This window comes from Flavobacterium sp. PLA-DH12 (genome assembly GCF_059511845.1).
The window spans coordinates 352,869-374,627 of sequence record NZ_JCAMPD010000006.1 but is presented as its reverse complement, the minus strand read 5'-3'; the positions used below and the strand labels follow the sequence as shown (position 1 = coordinate 374,627).

The following is a 21,759-nucleotide window of genomic DNA, read 5'->3' as shown; positions in this document are numbered from 1 at the left end:
TAATTAATAATTAAAAGATTGCCCAAAGCAATTGTAACTTCTTAAGGTGGTTATTGCGGCGGGGCTCACCTCTTCCCATCCCGAACAGAGAAGTTAAGCCCGCCTGCGCAGATGGTACTGCATCATTGTGGGAGAGTATGTCGTCGCCTTTCTTTTGAAAAACCCTATCCAAAACGGATAGGGTTTTTTTGTTTATGCTTTTTCTTAGAAATTGCTAAAACCTAGCTTTTAAAGTTATATAAAGCATTTCTTCAGGAAAACTGCAAAATGGCTCTGAAGGGTGTAAACATTAAAAAGGGTATTAAATCTAAGCAACTAAAAAGGTAAAATCACTATTTATAGTGATATGAAAAATAAAATAGAATAGTAGCTTTGGGTTGAAGTTAAGATGTTATTATATCATTGAAACTTTATTATACCAATAAGATTGGCAATTTTTTAAAACAATATAATGGTCTTATTACCTGCTCGAATAATTAGTAAAGCATTGGGGAGCTTTACTCTTTTATTCGAGCTAGTAATTAATTTTACGGTAATTAATCTACTAGACCGTTTTCTACTGCATATTTTACTAAACCCGCTGTATTTTTAGCATTTAATTTTGACAATAAATTACGTCGATGCGTATTTACTGTATTTAGACTTATAAAAGTTTTTTCGGCGATTTCGGCTGTATTGTATTCTTGGGCAATTAGTACTAAGATTTCTTTTTCTCTTGAACTTAGTTGAGTTAGAGTAGAAACTTGTTTTTCAATTTTTTTACTATTGATAAGATGTTTCTCTTCTAATTCTTCGGTTAAATAATTTTTTCCAGAAGCAATGGTATTGATGGCTTTTAATAGCTCTTCTTTTTCAGCATTTTTCAATAAGTAGCCATTTACACCTATTCTAATTAATCTCGAAACTATCATAACGTTGCTGTGTGTGCTTACAATTAGGATTTTAACATGAGGATATTGTTTTTTGAGAATCTTACTCAATTCAATTCCATCCATTTTTGGCATACTAATGTCAAGAATTATAAAATCAACAACTCCTCTTTTAATAATTTCTAATGCTTCTATTCCATTTACGGCTTTATCAATAACATTAATATTTGGTTCTTGTTCTAACAAAGAAATAATTCCTTGAAGAAACATCGTATGGTCATCGGCAATAAGTAGTTTAATTTTATTCATTCAATAAAAATGTTAGTTGCTTTTCAGTTCGTCAAGCTGATTTTTCAAGTCAATTCCTTTTATTTTCGTTTTGTGTTTCGTTTCCAATATTGGAATTTCTATATTAATAATGGTGCCTCGTTTTAATTTTGAATCAATTTTAAATGAGCCGTTTAGTTTATTAATTCGATTTTCGATATTAGTTAAACCAATTCCTTTTATATCATTTTGGGTTTCAAAACCAACTCCATTATCTTCAAATAATAGATTTAATATATTTTCGATATAATTCAGCTGAATCTCTATTTCAGAAGCTTTAGCATGTTTAACTGTGTTTGTCAAAAGTTCTTGTATAATTTTAAAAATTTCAACCTGAATATTTTCATGCAATTCATTAATCTCTTTTTTCGGATAAGGAATGTAAGAAATCTTAATTTTACTTGCATCGCTTATATTTCTTAAATAAGATTCTAAAACTTCTAGAAATTTGTTTTGGTTGAATTTTTTCGGAAGTAATGTATGAGATAAATTTCGTACCTGCTGATATGTTTCGTCCAACTGATAGGTAATGTTTTGAATATTAGAAAAATTTGAAGGATTTAAATGATTTACTTGTAATTTAATGGCTGCCAAATTTCCACCGATACTGTCGTGAAGTTCTTGTGAAATACGCTGTCTTTCTTTGTCTTGGCCACTGATTGAAGCTTTGATTAATTCTAATTCCTGTTCTTTCAAAATACTGTTTATTTTTTGAGAACTAATTTCGGCCTGCTTGATATTTAATAAATGTTGTACCTTAAATCGTTTGTAAAATTGAAATAAAAGTGCAATTATTGGAATCAATAAAATGAGGAAGGCATTAATGGTAAATAATTTAATTCTTTTTTGCTGATTGATTTCTAGCGTTTTTAATTGCTGATTTTTTTTTAGAAGTGATATTTCATTTCGTTTTTTGCTTGATGAATTCTGATATGCCAGAATGGTGTTTTCGTTGTTTTTTTTCGATATTTCCTCCTTAAGAAGCATGTTCTTAATTGCTTCTTCCTGACTTGCTAGGGCTAGTTTTTTTGCTTCATTTTCAAATTTTAAAGATTCAATTTCTTTTTGTTTTTGAGCCGTTTTATATTTGATTTCCAATTCATTGATTTCTTTAATTCGTTCCATTTTTGAAATAGAATCTTTTAGATGTGTTGATTTTTCAAAAAACAAATAAGCATTTTTAAAATCATCTTGTTTGATAGCAATTTTTCGCAACTCATCATAGATATCTATTTGATTTTGAAGTAATCCGAAGCTGGCTGATTTTTGTAGTGCTTCAGAAAGAATTAATTTTGCCTCATTATATTTTTTCTCAGAAATATAACAGTTGGCAATCGTGCATCTTGAAATAATAGCCAATTGGTTTAGTTCATTTTCATCGGCAATAATAACTGCTTTTTGATACATTTTTAATGCTCGATCATATTTGTTCTGCAATTGATAGTTTTCGCCTAAACCAAGTAGAATAATGGCTTTTCCTTGAAAGTTATTGGTTTTTTCGCAGAGTATTTTTCCTTTTTTATAATAGATAATTGCGTTATCATAATCTTTCAGTCGCGAATAAAGGTCGCCAATATTGATATAGCTTCCGAGAATTATTTCTGAATCATCTTTATATTCCAAACACTGCTTGAATAATTTTAAAGCATTTTGATAATCGCCTAGCTCTGTATACGTTTGTGCTAAACCGTGTGTATGAGTATAAAAAAGATTTTTTTCATTGTATTTTTGAGAAGCCTCGATACCTTTTAGATGCCATTTTTTACTTTCATTAAATAGGCCTTTTTTATTGTAATTAATTGCTAAAAGATTAAAACCTAACGAAAAAAGTCGGCTTTTTAGAGAATCATTTGGAGTTGTATTGTATTTAAAAGCTTGATTGGTATAATAAATAGAAGAATCGATTAGTGCTCTTTTATTGAAGTAGTAAGCAAGAAGAAGATTTGTACTCGCAATTGATCGGTTATCTATTTTCGATTTTAAAAGCAAATGCGCTTTTCTGAATGCTTTTTTTTCTTCGCCGTTATTATACAAATCATAAAGACTCAGAATTTGAGAATTCTGCTTAGTATTTAATGATTTTTTGACAGCAAAAGTCTTCTTTTTATTTTCAATCTGTGCTTGGAGACTGAATGATAAAAAGACGAATATCATTAAATAAAACCTTTGCGACCAGATTGCCATACGTTTTTGGTTTATACTCTAATGGTATTAGAATAAATTTTAAAGTTTTGTAAACTTGGGGTTTAAGGACTGCTTCTCTTGAGAGATAAGTAAAAGTACTACAAAACAATCGAAAAAATATTCAAAAAAATAAAATTTTTGAAGGAAGTTGTGAAACGAAAAATTGTATAAACTGATTTAAGTTTGTTGTAAATCAGTTTGTTATGATTCTTGAAAAGGATAAATGTTTCTTAAATAAATTTGAATGTAAATTTTCTTACAGTAAATTAGTAAGACAATATTTAAACGAATGAATTATGAAAAAGAGAATATTTTTAGTCATAGGATTGTTAGTATTATCAATCTCGGCTAGCGCACAAAAGAAAATAGAAGTGACAGAACTGCCAAAACCAGCGCAAGATTTTTTAAAGAAGTATTTTAGCCATACAACTGTTGAAATTGCTAAAAAAGACGCAGAGCATGGAGAAAAGGGGTACGAAGTGAAACTGAAAGACGGCACGGAAGTAGAGTTCTGGAAAGATGGATCATATCGAGAAGTGGACGGTGGAGACAATCCAATTCCGACTGCTTTTATTCCGGAAAATATAAATGCTTATGTAGCCAAAAATCACCCGAATGAAAAAATAACGCACATCGACTATGGACATAAAGATTTGGATGTCGATTTGACTAATAATATTGATTTGGAATTTACTAAGGATGGTAAGATTTTAAAAGACAAGAAGAATGATTAATTTTTTTAATTTATTCTAAAATGCTCTGGTTTGTTTTCACTTTCATGTTTAAATCAGGACATCTTAATTTGTAGCCGATTTTTTTGTAAATAGTAACGTGAAAGAAAATAGTTTATATTTACATTTCTATTTTTTATTTCATGGAAGAAAATAAACATGTAACGATTTACGATATTGCCGAGAGACTTAATCTGGCAACATCTACTATTTCACGAGCTTTAAAAGATCATCACACTATAAGCGATAAGACGATAAAAAAAGTGAAAAAAACTGCTGAAGAAATGGGATTTGTGCCAAATACTTTAGCAGCAGGTTTGCGTGGAAATAAAACAAGAACCATTGGTGTTTTAATTCCCACTGTTACACAGCCCTTTTTATCTTCTTTAATTAGCGGAATCGAGATCACAGCTCAAAAATCTGATTATACCGTAATCATTATGCAATCGCATGACTCGTATGAAGAAGAAGTAAATATGGCTAAATCTTTGTATTCCAATCGTGTGAGTGGTGTAATCTGTTCTTTGGCAATGGAAACCAGAGATACAGCGCATTTTCAACAGTTTTCAAACAATAATATTCCATTGGTTTTTGTTGACAGGGTTCCGAAAGATTACAATACTTTTAGGGTTGTAATCGATAATTATACAGCTGGTTATAAAGCTACAAAACACCTTATTGAACAAGGTTGTATTCGTATTGCCCATTTAACTGCTGGTTCAGAATTAGGTAATTTATATAATGAAAGAAAAAGAGGTTACATAGAGGCCTTAAAAGATCATAACATCAAGGTAGAAGAAGAATTGATCATTAGTTTAAATTCTGTTACTTACGAAGATGGAGTAAAAGCCAGTAACGCTTTGTTTGATTTAGATCCAATTCCAGACGGTTTATTTGCACCTGGAGATATTTTGGCCGTGAGTGCCATTCAGACTGCTAAAAAACGTGGCATTAAAGTGCCAGAGGAATTCAAAGTAATTGGTTTTAATAACGACCCGATTTCGCAGATAATAGATCCGAATTTATCGACTATTACGCATCCTGCCGAAAAGATGGGAAAAGCAGCAGCAGATATTATTATAAAAAATTTGAAATCATCTAAAAATGATGATGATGCCAAAGAAATTACATTCTTAAATACAGAAGTATTGGCAAGAGAATCTTCGCAGAAATAGAGTCAAAAAGAAAGGATTTAAACTCTAAATCCACCCAGTTAAAGCAGGATAGTTTTTATAATTATCCTGCTTTTATTTGTTATATAAATTATTTTTTTGAAAAAAAGACAGCTAAAATTTTTTTCTTAAATAACAATCTTATATTTTTACGCAACCGATTGCAATTGTTGTTTTATTTAGAATAATGTATTTTTTGAATTAAATTTTTATCAAATGCTTTTAAACGGAAATAAAATGTTGATTCTTTCGGAAAGATGTTTGAAGAACTAAATTTAAGCCAATGACTTTATTAAGATTTGTTGTATTGTTTTTTCTGGTTTCCTTTTCGGCTTTAGCACAAAAGGATTATAAATTGTGGCTTCAGTATAATACGGTAGCTAATTCTACAATAGCTGCAGAATATAAAAACACTTTTAAAGGAATTGTTCTTTTAGGAAATTCCGAAACCATAAAAATTGCAGGAAAGGAACTCAAAACAGGATTTTCGGATATGTTAGGAAATATTCCTGAAATCAATCCAGATATAAAAGAAGAAAATAATCTTATTGTTGGTTCAGAATCGAATTTAAATACCGAAATCAAAAACGAATTAAAGTCTGATTTTGATAAAATAAATAGTGAAGGATTCATTATTAAATCTATTTCGCTTAAAAACAAAAAGCAAATTATTATTACAGGAAAAAATGATGTTGCGGTTTTATATGGAGTATTTAATTTTCTGAGAATATTGCAAACCAATAAATCTGTTAAGAATCTAAACGTTACTGATTCCCCGAAAACCAATATTAGAATCCTAAACCATTGGGATAATTTGGACCGAACAGTTGAAAGAGGCTACGCTGGATTTTCGCTTTGGAACTGGCAGAAATTGCCTGATTTTATTGATCAGCGCTATATTGATTATGCTAGAGCGAATGCCTCAATCGGAATCAACGGAACGGTTTTGACCAACGTAAACGCCAATGCTTTAATTCTGACCCCTCAATATTTAGAAAAAGTTGAAGCCTTAGCCAATGTTTTTAGACCTTATGGTATAAAAGTTTATTTAACTGCAAGATTTTCGGCTCCTATTGAAATTGGAAAACTAAAAACTGCCGATCCAAAAGATTCTGAAGTGATTGCTTGGTGGAAAAATAAAGCTGCAGAAATTTATAAGCGAATTCCTGATTTTGGTGGTTTTTTGGTAAAAGCCAATTCAGAGGGTCAGCCTGGTCCACAAAATTATGGACGAGATCATGTCGATGGCGCTAATATGCTGGCAGATGCTGTTGCTCCTTTTGGCGGAGTAATTATGTGGAGAGCCTTTGTCTATTCAGAACATGATGCGAATGATCGTGCCAAACAGGCGTACACTGAATTCCAGCCGTATGATGGGAAATTCAAAGAAAATGTAATCGTTCAGGTTAAAAATGGAGCTATCGATTTTCAACCAAGAGAACCTTTTCATCCTTTATTTGGAGTGATGCCGAAAACGCCTTTAATGATGGAATTTCAAATCACACAGGAATATTTAGGTTTCAGCACACATTTGGTTTTTCTGCCAAAATTATTTCAGGAAGTTTTAGAATCTGATACATATCAAAAAGGAAAAGGTTCAACTGTTGCTAAAGTTATTGATGGCACTTTATATCAAAATAAATTAACAGGAATTGCTGGTGTTGCCAATATTGGAAATGATTTAAATTGGACAGGCCATCCTTTTGCACAGGCGAATTGGTATGGTTTTGGGCGATTGGCTTGGAATCCGTATTTAGATTCGGAAACTATTGCTGATGAATGGTTAAGAAGTACTTTTTCTAATGATGAAAACTTCATTAAACCTGTAAAAGATATGATGATCAAATCGCGTGAAGCGGTTGTTAATTATATGACACCACTTGGTTTGCATCATATTATGGATACCGGACATCATTATGGACCTGGGCCTTGGGTTTCTAATTTATCAAGACCAGAATGGAATCCTACCTACTATCATAAAGCAGATAAAAACGGAATTGGTTTTGACCGCTCAAAATCTGGCACAAATGCCGTTTCGCAATATGCACCAGAAGTTGCAAATGTTTTTGATAATTTAGAAACCTGTCCAGAGAAAGATCTATTATGGTTTCATCATGTTTCGTGGGATTATAAATTGAAAAATGGTCAGACGCTTTGGAACGGTATGGCGTTGAAATATCAGGTAGGTGTAAATCAGGTTGCAGCAATGAAAAATGTTTGGAATAAGGCAGAAAAATATGTTGACAGCGAACGTTTTAATGAAGTGAAAATGTTATTGGAAATTCAGTATAAAGAAGCAAAATGGTGGCGCGATGCATGTTTGCTATATTTTCAGCAGTTTTCGGGAAAAGAACTTCCTGAAGGAGTTGAAAAACCAACACAAACTTTAGAGCATTTTGAATCATTAAAATTTCCTTTTGCGCCAGGGAATGGATAATAAATTTGAGTAATTGTAACGCGGATAAAACGGATTTGCTATCGCAAAGACACGGAAAAAGGCAGATTTTTTTAATGAAATTGAGAAAAAAATCAGCGTAAATCAGCGATTTCGCGATAGCGAATCCGTTTCATCTGTGTACAAAAAAATATATTTTATAGAAAATTATGATTAAGAAAACAGCAATAGTAACCGGAGGAAATTCAGGTTTAGGATTTGCAACAGCAAAGAAATTATGTGATAACGGAATCACGACCTACATCGTCGGAAGATCAAAAGAAAAAACAGAAGATGCGTGCAAAGAGATAGGAGAAAATGCCATTCCGATAATTTTTGATTTAAACGATCTAAAAGGAATTCCTGCAATGATTGAAAGTATCACAAAAGAAAACCCAATCGATATTTTGGTAAACAATGCCGGAATTAATATGAAAAAAGAGTTTACAGATGTAACTGATGAAGATTTTCTTTCAATTATTCACACGAATCTTTTGAGTGTTTTTGCGGTGAGTAGAGAAGTCGTAAAAAACATGAAAGAAAACGGAGGCGGAAGTATTGTTAATATTAGCTCAATGGCATCACAATATGGAATTCCAAAAGTAATTGCGTATTCGTCAAGCAAAGGCGCAATTGAAGCTATGACTCGTGCTATGGCGGTTGAATTGGCTCAGTTTGGCATTCGTGCCAATTGTATTGCTCCGGGATTTATCAAAACTAAAATGTCATCGACAGCTTTAGACAATGATCCTGAAAGAAAAAATAAAGTGCTGGGCAGAACGCCAATGGGATATTTAGGAGAACCGTCAGACGTTGCAGATGCAGTTTATTATTTCGCTCTAAGCGAATCAAAATATACTACTGGTACAGTGTTGCCTGTTGATGGCGGAAATAGTATTGGGTTCTAATTTAAAGTTTCTGAGAGGCAGAGGCTCAAAGGTTTTAAAGGATTAAAAAGATTAAAATCAGCTTAATCTGCGATCTCGATAGCTATCGGGAGCTGGAAACAAAACTTTGCGTCTTAGCGCCTTCGTGGCATTTAAAAAAAAGAAGTATGATAAAAATGCAACAAACCATGAGATGGTTCGGTCCAAGTGACAATGTCAAGCTGATTGACATTCGACAAGCTGGCGCAACAGGAATTGTAACTGCATTGCATCAAATTCCTGTTGGTGATGTTTGGACAATTGAAGCGATAAAAGAAAGACAAGAAATCATTCGCAATTATGGTTTGGAATGGACTGTGGTTGAAAGTCTTCCTGTTCATGAAGAAATCAAACGTGCTTCGGGAAATTATCTGCAATACATAGAAAATTATAAAATTAGTTTGCAGAATCTGGCCGAATGCGGAATCAAAATCATTACCTACAATTTTATGCCGATTTTGGATTGGGTAAGAACCAATCATAATTGTATAAATGAAGATGGAAGTAGGGCTTTACTGTACAATCAGGATGCATTTACTTATTTTGATGTTTTTCTTTTAAAAAGACCAAACTCAGAAAATGATTATTCAGAAACTGAAAAAGAAAAAGCTTTGCAGTTTGGAAATCAATTGGATGAAGATGAAAAAGCACTTTTGTTTAAAAATGTTTTATTAGGACTTCCTGGAAGTAAAATCAATTTTACAGAAGAACAGATTTTGTCTCTTTTAGAAAACTATGCCCAAATCGACAATCAAAAGTTACGAGAAAATCTGATTTATTTTTTATCTGAAGTAACTCCAATTGCGGAGAAAAACGGACAAAAATTAGCGATTCATCCAGACGATCCGCCTTTTTCAGTTTTAGGACTTCCAAGAATTGTTTCGACAGAAGCCGACTTGAAAGCTATTTTTAGCGCCGTTCCTTCAACAGCAAATGGATTGTGTTATTGTACAGGTTCTTTAAGTGCCGATCCAAAAAATAATCTTGAAAAAATAATAGACGATTTTGGAGACAGAATTCACTTTTTGCATCTGAGAAATACTATCCGCGAAAGCGAAACTATTTTCAGGGAATCAGAACATTTAAACGGCGATGTTAAAATGGAAGTGATTATAGAAAAATTACTTTTATTAATGAATAAAGCGAAAACAAGTCTCCCAATGCGACCAGATCACGGTTTTCTGCATAGAGTTGATGAAGAAACGGAAACTTATCCAGGTTACTCTTTAACGGGAAGACTGAAAGGTTTGGCTGAGCTAAGAGGTTTGGAAATGGGAATTGGTTATAAATTGGGTTTATAAATAAAGTTAAGTATCCTAACATTTTTTTAACCTGTTAGGTTTAAGATTATAAACGTACTGTTTTGTCATTTCGACGTAAGGAGAAATCTTCGCAAGAAACTCTACAAAGATTGGGTTTATGTTGCGGAGCTACTAGCGAAAATTTCTCCTTACGTCGAAATGACAAAACTGGTGCTAATTGTAATGAATTTAAACCTGTCAGATTTAAGAGAGCAGAAACTATGTTTGTTTAAACAAAAGAAATACCTTTTGCAGACCAAGAAAATCTATTATTCTATGTGTTTAAAAATTAAAACTTCATATCTAATTTCATTACTTCTCCTAATTGGATTAAGTACAAATTCGTACGCTATAAATCCAGAGAAATATGTAGTCAATCAAGCCTCTAATGAAAATTTTCCTTTAGTAAGCAAAGGAAAAACGGCTTCGATTTTAGTTGATGATAAAGATTATTCAGGAGTTTTAAAAGTAACAGGACATTTAGAAAATGACATTTTTCAGGTTTCCAATTTACATCCGAAAAGAATTAAAAAGGTTTCTGAAGCAGAAGATTTTGTTGTTATAATTGGAACATTAGGGAAAAGTAAAATTATCGATCAATTAGCAAAAGAAGGAAAAGTTGATGCCAAAGAACTTCAAGGGAAATGGGAAAAATTTACGACGCAGATTATCGAAAATCCGTTTAAAGGAATCAAAAAAGCGTTGATAATTGCAGGTTCAGATAAACGAGGAACAATCTATGGAATCTACGATTTGTCCAATCAAATAGGTATTTCGCCTTGGTATTATTGGGCAGATGTTCCAGTTAAAAAACAATCAGAACTATATGTTTTGCCTGGAATTCATTCGCAAGGAGAACCAAAAGTAAAATACAGAGGAATTTTTATAAACGATGAAGCGCCTGCACTTACAGGTTGGGCATTTGAAAAATTTGGCGGATTCAATTCAAAATTCTACGATAAAGTTTTTGAATTGATTCTACGAATGAAAGGCAACTATTTATGGCCAGCAATGTGGGGCAGAATGTTTTATGTTGAAGATCCACAGAATGCTGTTTTGGCTGATGAATATGGAATTGTAATGGGAACTTCGCATCACGAACCATTAACAAGAGCACACGCCGAATGGGGAAAATCTAACGGGAAATGGGATTTTAATTCCAATTCGGATGCTTTGATTAATTTCTGGAAAGACGGAATTAAACGAATGGGAGACAAAGAAACTATCGTTACAATCGGAATGCGTGGCGATGGCGACGAACCTATGACCGAAGGAACTGCGATTGAATTATTAGAAAATATCGTAAAAACTCAAAGAAATATTATTGCAGAAGTTACGAAAAAACCTGCTGAAGAAACGCCACAAATGTGGGCACTCTACAAAGAAGTACAGGATTATTACGACAAAGGAATGACTGTTCCAGACGATGTAACACTTTTATTGTGTGATGATAATTGGGGAAATATTCGTAAACTTCCCGAACTCGATGCAAAACCAAGAAAAGGCGGTTACGGTATTTATTATCATTACGATTATGTTGGCGGGCCAAGAAATTATAAATGGATCAACACGAATCAAATCGAGCGAACTTGGGAACAAATGGATTTGGCGTATCAATATGATGTCGATAAAATCTGGATTGTAAATGTCGGCGATATCAAACCAATGGAATTTCCGATTGAGTTTTTCCTAGATATGGCTTGGAATCCTGAAAATTTCAATGCTGGAAATTTGGAGCAATATTATGTGGATTGGGCTAAAGAGAATTTTGGCGATCAATTTACAGGAGAAATTGCTGAAATTTTAAAGTTATACACTAAATATAATTCACGAAGAAAACCAGAATTGCTAGATGCTAAAACGTACAGCATAACAAATTATAATGAAGCAGATCGAGTTGTAGCAGATTACCAAAAATTGGTTGAAAAAGCCAATTCAATAAATGAAAAATTAAAACCAGAATATAAAGATGCTTTTTATCAGCTGGTTTTATTTCCTGTTTTGGCAAGTTCGAATTTGAATGAATTATATGACGCAACCGCTAAAAATCAATTATATGCAGAACAGGGAAGAGCATCAGCAAATGATTATGCTAAAAAAGTAAAAGAGTTATTTGAAAAAGATGCCGAACTCACGAATTATTATCATACCCAATTAGCAAATGGAAAGTGGAATCACATGATGTCACAAACGCATATTGGTTATGACAATTGGCAACAGCCTGAAAAAAATGTGATTCCGAAAACAACAACTATCGAAATCCCGAATAAAGCAGAAGCTGGAATTTCTATTGAAGGTTCTTCAAAATATTGGATTGATAATAAAGAAGAAATTGTAATAACAACTTTAAATTCATTTGAAGGAAGTAAAATTACATATCTAGATTTGTTTAACAAAGGAAATAAAGCTTTTGATTTTAAGATTACTTCAAAAAACAATTGGTTAGAGGTTTCAAAATCAGAGGGAAAAATTGATAAAGACGAAAGGATTTTTGTTGTAATTAATGGAGAAAAAGCGCCAAAAGGTAAAATTAGATCGAAGCTTATTGTCACAATTGGAAAACAAAAAATTGAGGTTATTGTAAAAGCGGAAAATAATGATTTAAAGAATGCAAAGGGTTTTGTGGAGAGTGAAGGTTTTGTGGCATTTGAAGCTCAAAGTTATTCGAAAGCAGTAAATGCTGATTCATTAAAATGGACTCTAATCCCTAATATTGGAAAAACATCATCAGGAGTAACCTTAAAACCTTCGAATAGTAAAACAATTGAGATCTCAGGACAGTCTCCAAGATTAGAATACAATGTTCATTTTTTTAATAAAGGAAAGATAAAGGTAAATGCCTATTTTTCGCCAACAATCAATTTTAAAAAAGGAGATGGTTTGAAATATGGAATTGGCTTTGACGATGAGAAACCGCAAATAATGAACCTCAATGCAGATTCTTCAGAAAGGGCATGGGCAGAATCGGTTGCGAATAATATTAAGGTTATAAGCTCCACGCATGAAATCGAAAAAGCAGGAAGTCATGTTTTGAAAATCTATGCAATTGATCCAGCTTTGGTGCTTCAAAAAATTGTAATTGAAAATGAAGAAGGAAAAGTTTTGCAGTCGTATTTGGGACCGCAAGAGAGTTTTAGGAAGGAATGACAAAACTAAACGAATAAAAAACGATTAACTATTTAAACCAAAAGACATGAAATGTATTAAACCTTATTTATTTGCCGTCACGGTTTTGCTGACTGTCAGCTGTACGTCGCAAAAAGAAACTGCTTCATTAAAAGATGCTTGCAAAGATGATTTTTACATTGGAACTGCTTTAAGCGCGAATCAAATCGAACAAAAAGACAAAAAAGAAGATTCTTTGATTCGAAAAGAATTTAATGCAATTACGGCAGAAAACATCATGAAATCTATGTTTACGCATCCGCAAAAGGACAAATATGATTTTACTTTGTCTGATAAATTTGTGGCGTATGGAGAAAAGAATAAAATGTTTATTCACGGACATACTTTGATTTGGCACAGTCAATTGGCACCTTGGATGGAGAAGATTGCCGACAGTACAGAAATGAAAGCGTTTATGCAAGATCATATTACGACGATAGTTTCTAAATACAAAGGCAGGATCAATTCTTGGGATGTTGTAAACGAGGCGTTGAATGAGGATGGAACTTTGAGACAATCTGTTTTTTTTAAAACACTTGGAGAGAAATATCTGGTGGATGCTTTTAAATTAGCTGCAAAAGCAGATCCTAAAGCAGAATTGTATTACAACGATTATAATATTGAAGAACCAGCAAAAAGAGCGGGAGCGATTGCCTTAATCAAAAAAATAAAAGCAGAAGGCGGAAAAGTAGACGGCGTTGGGATTCAAGGACACTGGAGATTGCAAAGTCCGTCAATTGAAGAAATTGAAAAAAGCATTTTGGAATATTCAGCATTAGGAATCAAAGTAGCTTTTACAGAATTGGATATTACGGTTTTACCAAACCCGTGGGATTTAAAAGGAGCAGACGTAAATCAGAAATTTGAAGGAAATGCCAAAATGAATCCATATCCAGAAAAATTGCCAGATTCTATTCAAAACAAGCTCGCAGAACGTTATGAATCGATTTTTAAGCTATTTTTAAAACATAAAGACAAAATCAGCCGTGTGACTTTTTGGGGAGTTCATGATGGACAATCCTGGTTAAATGACTGGCCAATAAAAGGAAGAACCAATTATCCGCTTCCGTTTGACAAAGATTTAAAACATAAACCAGCTTACGACAGTATTTTAAAGTTGAAAGAAACTAAAGAATAAATACTAAAAAAGAGTAGGTTTTGAGAAAATGATCAACAATCGGTTGTGATATGAAAAATTACTTAAATAAAGTAAACTAAATTTGCATAATATGTTTTTTTGTCTAATTTTACACAACCGATTGTTTGAAATATAGTTCGCTTTCCTGCAAGGTTTTTATAACCTTGCAGGTATAAAATTGAAGAGCAGTTTTAATCAATAGGAAACCTACAAGGTTATGAAAACCTTGCAGGAGTAAAAACTAACTAACCAACAAAATGACCACAAACCCACCAATGACTAAAATTTCACAAAAACTATCCATTAAAGAAAAAATTGGATACAGTTTAGGAGATCTTGCTGCCAATCTCGTTTTTCAGACTTTGATGACGTATTTGGCGTATTTCTACACCGACATTTACGGATTATCACCAACAGATTCGTCGATCATTATGCTGATTGTTGGATTAATAGCAGCTTTTATTTTTAATCCGATCATTGGGGTTTTGGCAGACAGAACGAATACCAAATGGGGAAAATTTAGGCCTTGGATTTTACTAACGGCAATTCCACTCGGAATAGTCGCGCTATTAGCATTTTCAACACCTGATTTCTCATACAAAGGAAAAGTGATTTATGCGGTTATCACCTATACTTTGCTGCTGCTTTTTTATGCCGGAAACAATCTACCGTATTCTGCCTTAAGCGGTGTCATTACGGGCGATATGAAAGAACGAAACAGTATGTCGTCCTATCGTTTTGTGGCAGTTATGTTTGCTCAGTTTTTTGTTCAGGTTTTTATGCTTGGCATTATCAAAAGTGCGGGAAATGGAGATAAAGCTATCGGAATCGAAAAAGTAATGACTGCATTGGCGATTATTGGAACTATCATGCTTTTAATTACCTTTTTAACTACGAAAGAAAGAATCATTCCGAAACCAGAACAAAAGTCGAGCGTAAAAGAAGATTTAAGCGATTTAATCAAAAACAGACCTTGGGTAATTATGCTTTCGCTGACGACTTTGGTTTTTGTGACTTTGGCAATGAAAGGTGGTTCTTATGTGTATTATTTTGAGAATTATGTTGATAAGGAGCAATTAGCCATTTTTATTCAGCCTATTCTCGATACTTTATCCAATATCGGATTGAATCATTTTGGGAATGATCCTGTTTCTGCAGGTTTCGGTTTATTTAACGCCGGCGGAATTATCTTTATGATTGTTGGCATTACACTTTCTAAAAATCTGGCAGACAAATACGGAAAACGAAATGTTTTTGGGGTGTTTTTATTCATCTCGACTTTATTCATTATTGCATTCTATTTTTATCCGCCAACATCAATTAGTCTGATGTTTTTCTCTCAAATCCTTCATGGATTTTTCTACGGAATCACAATCCCGATTCTTTGGGCAATGATTGCCGATGTAGCCGATTATTCAGAATGGTTAAATAACCGCCGTGCAACTGCTATTATATTCTCGGCAATGATGGTTGGGCTAAAAACGGGATTAAGTGTTGGAGGTGCTTTGACCACTTTGTTTTTAGGTTATTTCCACTACGTTCCAAATGCGCCTGAACAATCTCAAACTGCCATAAACGGAATTAAATTACTAGTGAGTATTTTCCCTGCAATCCCTTTTTTAATTGGAGCTGGATTGCTGTTTTTCTATAAAATCAATAAAGAAATGGAAGTGCAAATCGAAACAGAACTAAAAGAAAGAAGAACTTAATTATTTAAACAAAATATAACTATGCCTGAAGATAGCATTGAACACATTAATTTTGAGGAAATTAATGACCTGGCGATTTCAAAGCCTTTAGTGTCCCATATGTATACAGCCGATCCTTCGGCGCATGTATTCAACGGAAAAATTTACATTTACCCATCTCATGACATTGATGCCGGAATTCCGTTTAACGACAACGGAGATCATTTCGGAATGGAAGATTACCATGTTTTTTCTATGGAAGATATTTCATCAGAAGTAGTTGATAATGGTGTTGCATTGCATGTAAATGACGTTGCTTGGGCTGAAAAGCAAATGTGGGCACCTGATGCGGCTCATAAAAACGGAAAATATTATTTGTATTTCCCAGCTAAACGGGCTAACGGAATTTTCCAGATAGGAGTTGCCATTTCAGATTCGCCCGTTGGCCCTTTTGTTCCTGAAAAAGAAGCAATAAAAGGAAGTTACAGCATTGATCCAGCCGTTTTTGAAGATGAAGATGGTAAACATTATATTTATTTTGGAGGAATATGGGGCGGACAACTTCAGAAGTACCGTAATAATCAATACGATCAAAATAACGAAGAACCTTTGGCAGCAGAAAAAGCTTTAGGACCAATCGTAGCTTTGTTAAGAGATGATATGCTTGAATTTGCCGAAGAACCAAAAGAGATTAGAATTTTGGATGAAAACGGAAATGAGATTCTTGCAGGCGATAACGACCGTCGTTTTTTTGAAGCTTCATGGGTTCATAAGTATAAAGGAAAATATTATTTCTCTTATTCAACGGGAGATACCCATTTTATCTGTTATAGTATTGGCGATAATCCTTATGGACCGTTTACCTATCAGGGAAGAATTCTGAATCCTGTTGTGGGCTGGACGTCGCATCATTCAATTTGCGAAGTAGAAGGTGAATGGTATTTGTTTTATCACGATTCGAGTTTGTCAAAAGGAGTAACGCATTTGCGAAGCATGAAAGTTACCAAAATTGATTATTTAGAAGATGGTTCGATTATCACAATAGATCCTTACGGCATAAGAAGATTATTTGATTAAGTTATGAAAAGAAAAACAGGCTTTAAAATTGTTGCAGCAGTCATTTTGATGAGTGCGTTTTCTTCGTGTAAAAAAATTTCGCAAAAATCACAATCGGTTGTGTACTCCGATTATGCTTCTTTTGATTGGTTTGATTACAGAGGAAATGACGATGCGTATCAAAATCTAACAAAATCTGATGGCGATTATTTAAATCCTGTTTTAGCTGGTTTTTATCCTGATCCTACGATTTGCAGAGTTGAGGATAAGTTTTATCTCGTCAATTCTTCTTTCTGCTATTTTCCGGGATTACCCATTTTTGAAAGCACCGATTTAGTGCATTGGAAACAAATTGGAAATATTATCGATCGCCCCCAACAAGCCGATTTTGGAAACTCTCGTTTGTCGGGCGGAATGTACGCGCCAACAATTCGCTATAACAAAGGAACATTTTATGTGATTTGCACCAATGTGAGCGGAGTTGGTAATTTTATTGTTACCGCTAAAAATCCTGCAGGACCTTGGTCGAACCCAATTGTGCTTCCAGATGTTAACGGAATCGATCCTGATATTTTCTTTGATGAAGATGGAAAAGTTTATATTACGCATAACGGACCTCCGCCAAATAATGTTTCGCTTCATGATGGCCATCGCGCCATTTATATGCTGGAATACGATTTGGAAAAACAAAAAACCACAACAAGCCCCAAATTGGTTATTAACGGCGGAACCGATATGTCTAAGAAACCAGTATGGATAGAAGGTCCGCATGTGCTTAAAAAAAATGGATTTTATTATCTGCTTTGCGCGCAAGGAGGAACAGGTTTTAATCATTCTGAAGTAATTTTTAGAAGTAAAAACATTTATGGTCCTTATGAAAGCTATGCTAACAATCCGATTTTGACACAGTTGCATTTAGATCCGAAACGTAAAAATTTGGTTTCGACAACTGGTCATGCCGATTTTGTTGAACTTCCAAATGGCGATTGGTGGTCAGTTTTTCTGGGATGCCGACCTTACGAAGGAGATTTTTACAATATGGGAAGAGAAACCTTTATGATGCCTGTAGAATGGAAAAACGATTGGCCAGAAATTGTAGGCGGAAACGACCCCATTCCGATGATTCATAAACGTCCGAATCTTCCACTTTCTAAAGAAAAAATAGAGCCATTGAATGGAAACTTCGTTTCGAAAGACGATTTTGACTCGAATAAATTAGATCTTAAATGGAGTTTTATTAGGACGTCAAAGGAAAAATGGTATGATTTGATTAATGGAAAATTATTAATTAAATCAAGACCAGAATCGATTCATACCGAAACGAATTTTTCTTTTATAGGAAGAAGACAACAGCATTTAAAATTTGAAGCTTCGGTGAAGTTTGAATTCAATCCAAAAGATAATTTACAGGCTGTAGGTTTAACTGCTTTTCAGAACGAAAAACATTATTTGTTGATTGGAAAACGAATGAATGCTGATCATAAATTGGAAGTTTTTGTAGAAACAACAGCAAGTAAAATTAATAATGGAAAATCGGAAATTATTGCGAAAAAAGAACTTTTAGATTCTGATAAACCATTGTTTGTAAAGATTGAAGGAAACGGAAGATGGTACAGCTTCTATTATAAAACGACAGAAAAACAAGATTGGATTTTATTGATAAAAGATGTTGATGGGGTTATTTTGAGTACAAAAGAAGCAGGAGGTTTTGTAGGAACGTATTTAGGGATGTATGCTTCGAGTGAGCATTTTAAGCAATAGTTTTAGGTTTAGTTTTTTAGGTTTAGTTTGTCATCCTGACGAAGGAAGGATCACATTCGGGATTCGATAAAAGTTGGTCGCGTTCTGTATAGTTTTTCGACCAGTTTGTCATTTCGACGAAGGAGAAATCTTCACGAGTAGCTCGACAAAGATTGGATTTTCGTTGCGGAGCTACTTGTGAAGATTTGCTTTGCCTGTTCGCTATCGCTCGGGTCTCCTTCGTCGAAATGACAAGATTGTGTGGATTCCCGTTATGGAGTTGCTTGCGAAGTCCCAGAGGGACGAAATATTTATAGAAGGTTTGTTTTGCAGATTTACAAAAGCCCCAGCGGGGCGATATATTATTATGACAAATGTGTCGCTCCGCTGGAGCTTTTAATCTGTAGCGATTGGAATTTTCTATAAATATTTTGCTCTTCCAGAGCTTTAAAAAAATAACATAATTCATTTGAAAAATAATTTTTTATAAAATATTTTTAGCTACTTTAGCATAACAGAACGGAACAGAACGGTATGCTAAAAGAAGAAGAAAAATTTGAGTTTATAATTAATCACGATAGTGATATTCCGAAGTACCAGCAGTTGGTTGACGGAATTACAAATGCTATTGCTGAGAATATTTTGCAGAAGGGAGATTTGCTTCCGTCGGTGAATGTAATCTGCAAGACGTATCAGCTTTCGAGAGACACGGTTTTTAAGGCTTATACGATTTTAAAAGATCAGAATACAATTGATTCTGTACCCAATAAAGGCTATTATGTGGCAGGCGAAACGAGAAAAGTGCTTTTGGTTTTGGATACGTTTAAGGCATATAAAGAAGTTTTGTACCATTCGTTTGTGAATAATTTGCCAGATAATGTGATTACAGATGTACAGTTTCACCATTATAATATTGATGTTTTTAAAACAATTATTAATAACGGAATAGGAAAGTATTATAAGTATGTAGTGATGAATTTTGATCACAAGGATATCGCTCCGGCTTTGTCAGCAATTTCAAAAGATAAATTGCTTTTGATTGACTGGAATATTCAGACAAAAAAGACAAATAATTATGTTTTTCAGGATTTCGGAAAAGCATTTTACGAGTCATTGACAGAAGCAGCCAATTTGTTAAAAAAGTATAAAAAGATACAGTTTTTGTATCCGGATTTTACGAATCATCCGTGGGAAACGGTAGAATTTTTTAAGAAATTCTGTGCCGATTTTGGTTTTGAATACGAGGTTATTACCGATCCAAAAAAGTTCAATATTGAAAAAGGAATTGCTTATATCAGTGTAAGCGACAGGATTTTAGGGCACTTTTTAGAACAGTGCAAAGAAAAGGATTTTGAACCTGGGAAAGACGTTGGATTTTTGTCCTACAACGAAACCCCAATGAAAAAGTTCATATATAAAGGAATTTCGGTTGTTTCAACTGATTTTAAAGAAATGGGAACCAAAGCAGCGGCATTTATTACGCATGACGAAGAAACGAAGTGTTATGTGCCGACAAAATTAATAATAAGAGAATCATTGTAGTATGTATTATATAGGATATGATATTGGAAGTTCTTCTGTCAAGACGGCCTTGGTAGAAGCTGAAACAGGCAAAAAAGTAATCGTTTTGAATGAACCTCAAAACGAAATGGAAATCTTGTCAATTCACCCAGACTGGGCAGAACAAGATCCGGAAATTTGGTGGCAACACATTTGCACAGCAACCAAAAGAGCAATTAAAGAATCAAATATCGATGCATCTAAAATTCAGGGAATTGGAATTTCGTACCAAATGCACGGATTGGTGATTGTAGATAATGCCGGAAAAGCGCTTCGAAATTCAATTATTTGGTGCGACAGCCGTGCGGTTGAAATTGGAAACAAGGCTTTTGCCGAAATTGGAGAAGAAAAATGCATGTCGCATTTATTGAATTCGCCAGGAAATTTCACGGCTTCGAAACTGAAATGGGTTAAGGAAAATGAACCAGAAGTTTACAATAAAATCGCTAAATACATGCTTCCGGGAGATTACATCGCTTTGAAGTTGACAGGCGAGGTAACGACTACCAAAAACGGTTTGTCTGAAGGAATGCTTTGGGATTATAAAGAAAATAAAGTAGCCGACTGGCTTTTGGATTACTACGGAATCGATCAGTCATTAACTCCAAAAATTGTAGAGAATTTTACGAATCAAGGTGTTGTTACCGAAAAAGCTTCACAAGAATCTGGTCTTCCTGCAGGAATTCCGATTGTGTACAGAGCGGGAGATCAACCAAATAATGCATTGTCATTAAATGTATTGAATCCTGGAGAAGTTGCGGCTACAGGCGGAACTTCGGGTGTTTTTTATGCGGTAAGCGAAATGTCATCTGGAAAAAGCACAAGAGTAAACAATTTCGTTCACGTAAACTATGAACTGGAAACGCCAAGAGTTGGTAAGCTCTTGAATATTAACGGAGCAGGAATTCAGTACAGATGGCTTCGCAATAATATGGGGAATGAAAGTTATGAGGTAATGAATGAAAAAGCTTCGAATGTTGAAGTTGGATCTGAAGGCGTTGTTGTAATTCCGTTTGGGAATGGCGCGGAACGTATGTTTAATAATAAAACTATCGGAACTCACTTTTTAAATCTGAATTTAAATATTCACAACAGCGCGCATTTGTTTAGAGCGTCTCTTGAAGGAATTGCGTTTTCGTTTGTGTACGGAATGGAATGTTTGAAAGATGATAATGCGACAATTAATGTCATTAGAGCCGGAAATGATAATCTTTTCCGTTCGGAAATTTTCTCAAATACTGTGGCGACTTTAATTGGTCACGAAATCGAAATTTACAATACAACGGGAGCGGTTGGTGCGGCAAGAGCAGTTGGTTTAAAAGATGGTGATTACAGCAAATTTGGAGCTAATGTTAGCGACAACGATCACGTAATGACGTTTTTACCGTTGCACAACAAGGAGCCATATGAAACGGCTTATAAAAAATGGAAAAAAGAATTAGAATTAATATTAACAAATAAATAAAAA

At 33.9% G+C, this 21,759-nt stretch carries 14 protein-coding genes and 1 rRNA gene; 13 read left to right on the top strand and 2 right to left on the bottom strand.

Annotation, left to right across the window (positions count from 1 at the left end):
* Positions 1-42 precede the first annotated feature (42 nt).
* Positions 43-152 (top strand): 5S ribosomal RNA (gene rrf / locus AC5ZCW_RS14435).
* Positions 153-536: 384 nt separating this feature from the next.
* On the opposite strand, the gene AC5ZCW_RS14430 is transcribed toward rrf, so the two are convergent.
* Both AC5ZCW_RS14430 and AC5ZCW_RS14425 read right to left on the bottom strand, forming a co-directional pair.
* A complete protein-coding gene (locus AC5ZCW_RS14430; protein WP_496120624.1) occupies positions 537-1,178 on the bottom strand; it encodes a response regulator in 642 nt (213 codons plus the stop codon).
* A 12-nt stretch (positions 1,179-1,190) separates the two neighbouring features.
* On the bottom strand, positions 1,191-3,380 hold the full coding sequence (locus tag AC5ZCW_RS14425; protein ID WP_496120623.1) for a tetratricopeptide repeat-containing sensor histidine kinase: 2,190 nt from the start codon (positions 3,378-3,380) through the stop codon (positions 1,191-1,193).
* Between the two features lie 296 nt (positions 3,381-3,676).
* Between AC5ZCW_RS14425 and AC5ZCW_RS14420 the strand changes: the two genes are divergently transcribed.
* From AC5ZCW_RS14420 to AC5ZCW_RS14365, 12 genes are all read left to right on the top strand, one after another.
* Complete coding sequence (locus tag AC5ZCW_RS14420) at positions 3,677-4,114, top strand: PepSY-like domain-containing protein (protein WP_496120622.1); 438 nt, start codon at positions 3,677-3,679, stop codon at positions 4,112-4,114.
* A gap of 140 nt (positions 4,115-4,254) precedes the next feature.
* Positions 4,255-5,286 (top strand): LacI family DNA-binding transcriptional regulator, encoded by a 1,032-nt coding sequence (locus tag AC5ZCW_RS14415; protein WP_496120621.1) that lies wholly within the window; start codon positions 4,255-4,257, stop codon positions 5,284-5,286.
* Positions 5,287-5,566: 280 nt separating this feature from the next.
* Positions 5,567-7,720, top strand: coding sequence for an alpha-glucuronidase family glycosyl hydrolase (locus AC5ZCW_RS14410; protein ID WP_496120620.1), 2,154 nt, complete (start codon positions 5,567-5,569; stop codon positions 7,718-7,720).
* Between the two features lie 167 nt (positions 7,721-7,887).
* Positions 7,888-8,625, top strand: coding sequence for an SDR family NAD(P)-dependent oxidoreductase (locus AC5ZCW_RS14405; protein ID WP_496120619.1), 738 nt, complete (start codon positions 7,888-7,890; stop codon positions 8,623-8,625).
* Between the two features lie 155 nt (positions 8,626-8,780).
* On the top strand, positions 8,781-9,944 hold the full coding sequence (gene uxuA / locus AC5ZCW_RS14400; RefSeq protein WP_496120628.1) for a mannonate dehydratase: 1,164 nt from the start codon (positions 8,781-8,783) through the stop codon (positions 9,942-9,944).
* Between the two features lie 183 nt (positions 9,945-10,127).
* The gene (locus AC5ZCW_RS14395) at positions 10,128-13,091 is read left to right on the top strand and encodes a glycosyl hydrolase 115 family protein (RefSeq protein WP_496120618.1); all 2,964 of its coding nucleotides are present in this window, start codon (positions 10,128-10,130) and stop codon (positions 13,089-13,091) included.
* Positions 13,092-13,137: 46 nt separating this feature from the next.
* Positions 13,138-14,247, top strand: a complete 1,110-nt coding sequence (locus AC5ZCW_RS14390; RefSeq protein ID WP_496120617.1) for an endo-1,4-beta-xylanase — start codon at positions 13,138-13,140, stop codon at positions 14,245-14,247.
* Between the two features lie 275 nt (positions 14,248-14,522).
* On the top strand, positions 14,523-15,956 hold the full coding sequence (locus AC5ZCW_RS14385; RefSeq protein ID WP_343542640.1) for an MFS transporter: 1,434 nt from the start codon (positions 14,523-14,525) through the stop codon (positions 15,954-15,956).
* Positions 15,957-15,977: 21 nt separating this feature from the next.
* A complete protein-coding gene (locus AC5ZCW_RS14380; RefSeq protein ID WP_496120616.1) occupies positions 15,978-17,012 on the top strand; it encodes a glycoside hydrolase family 43 protein in 1,035 nt (344 codons plus the stop codon).
* A gap of 3 nt (positions 17,013-17,015) precedes the next feature.
* Positions 17,016-18,752, top strand: coding sequence for a glycoside hydrolase family 43 protein (locus AC5ZCW_RS14375; protein WP_496120615.1), 1,737 nt, complete (start codon positions 17,016-17,018; stop codon positions 18,750-18,752).
* A 513-nt stretch (positions 18,753-19,265) separates the two neighbouring features.
* Positions 19,266-20,273, top strand: a complete 1,008-nt coding sequence (locus tag AC5ZCW_RS14370; protein WP_496120614.1) for a GntR family transcriptional regulator — start codon at positions 19,266-19,268, stop codon at positions 20,271-20,273.
* A 1-nt stretch (position 20,274) separates the two neighbouring features.
* A complete protein-coding gene (locus AC5ZCW_RS14365; RefSeq protein ID WP_496120613.1) occupies positions 20,275-21,756 on the top strand; it encodes a xylulokinase in 1,482 nt (493 codons plus the stop codon).
* Positions 21,757-21,759: the final 3 nt, after the last annotated feature.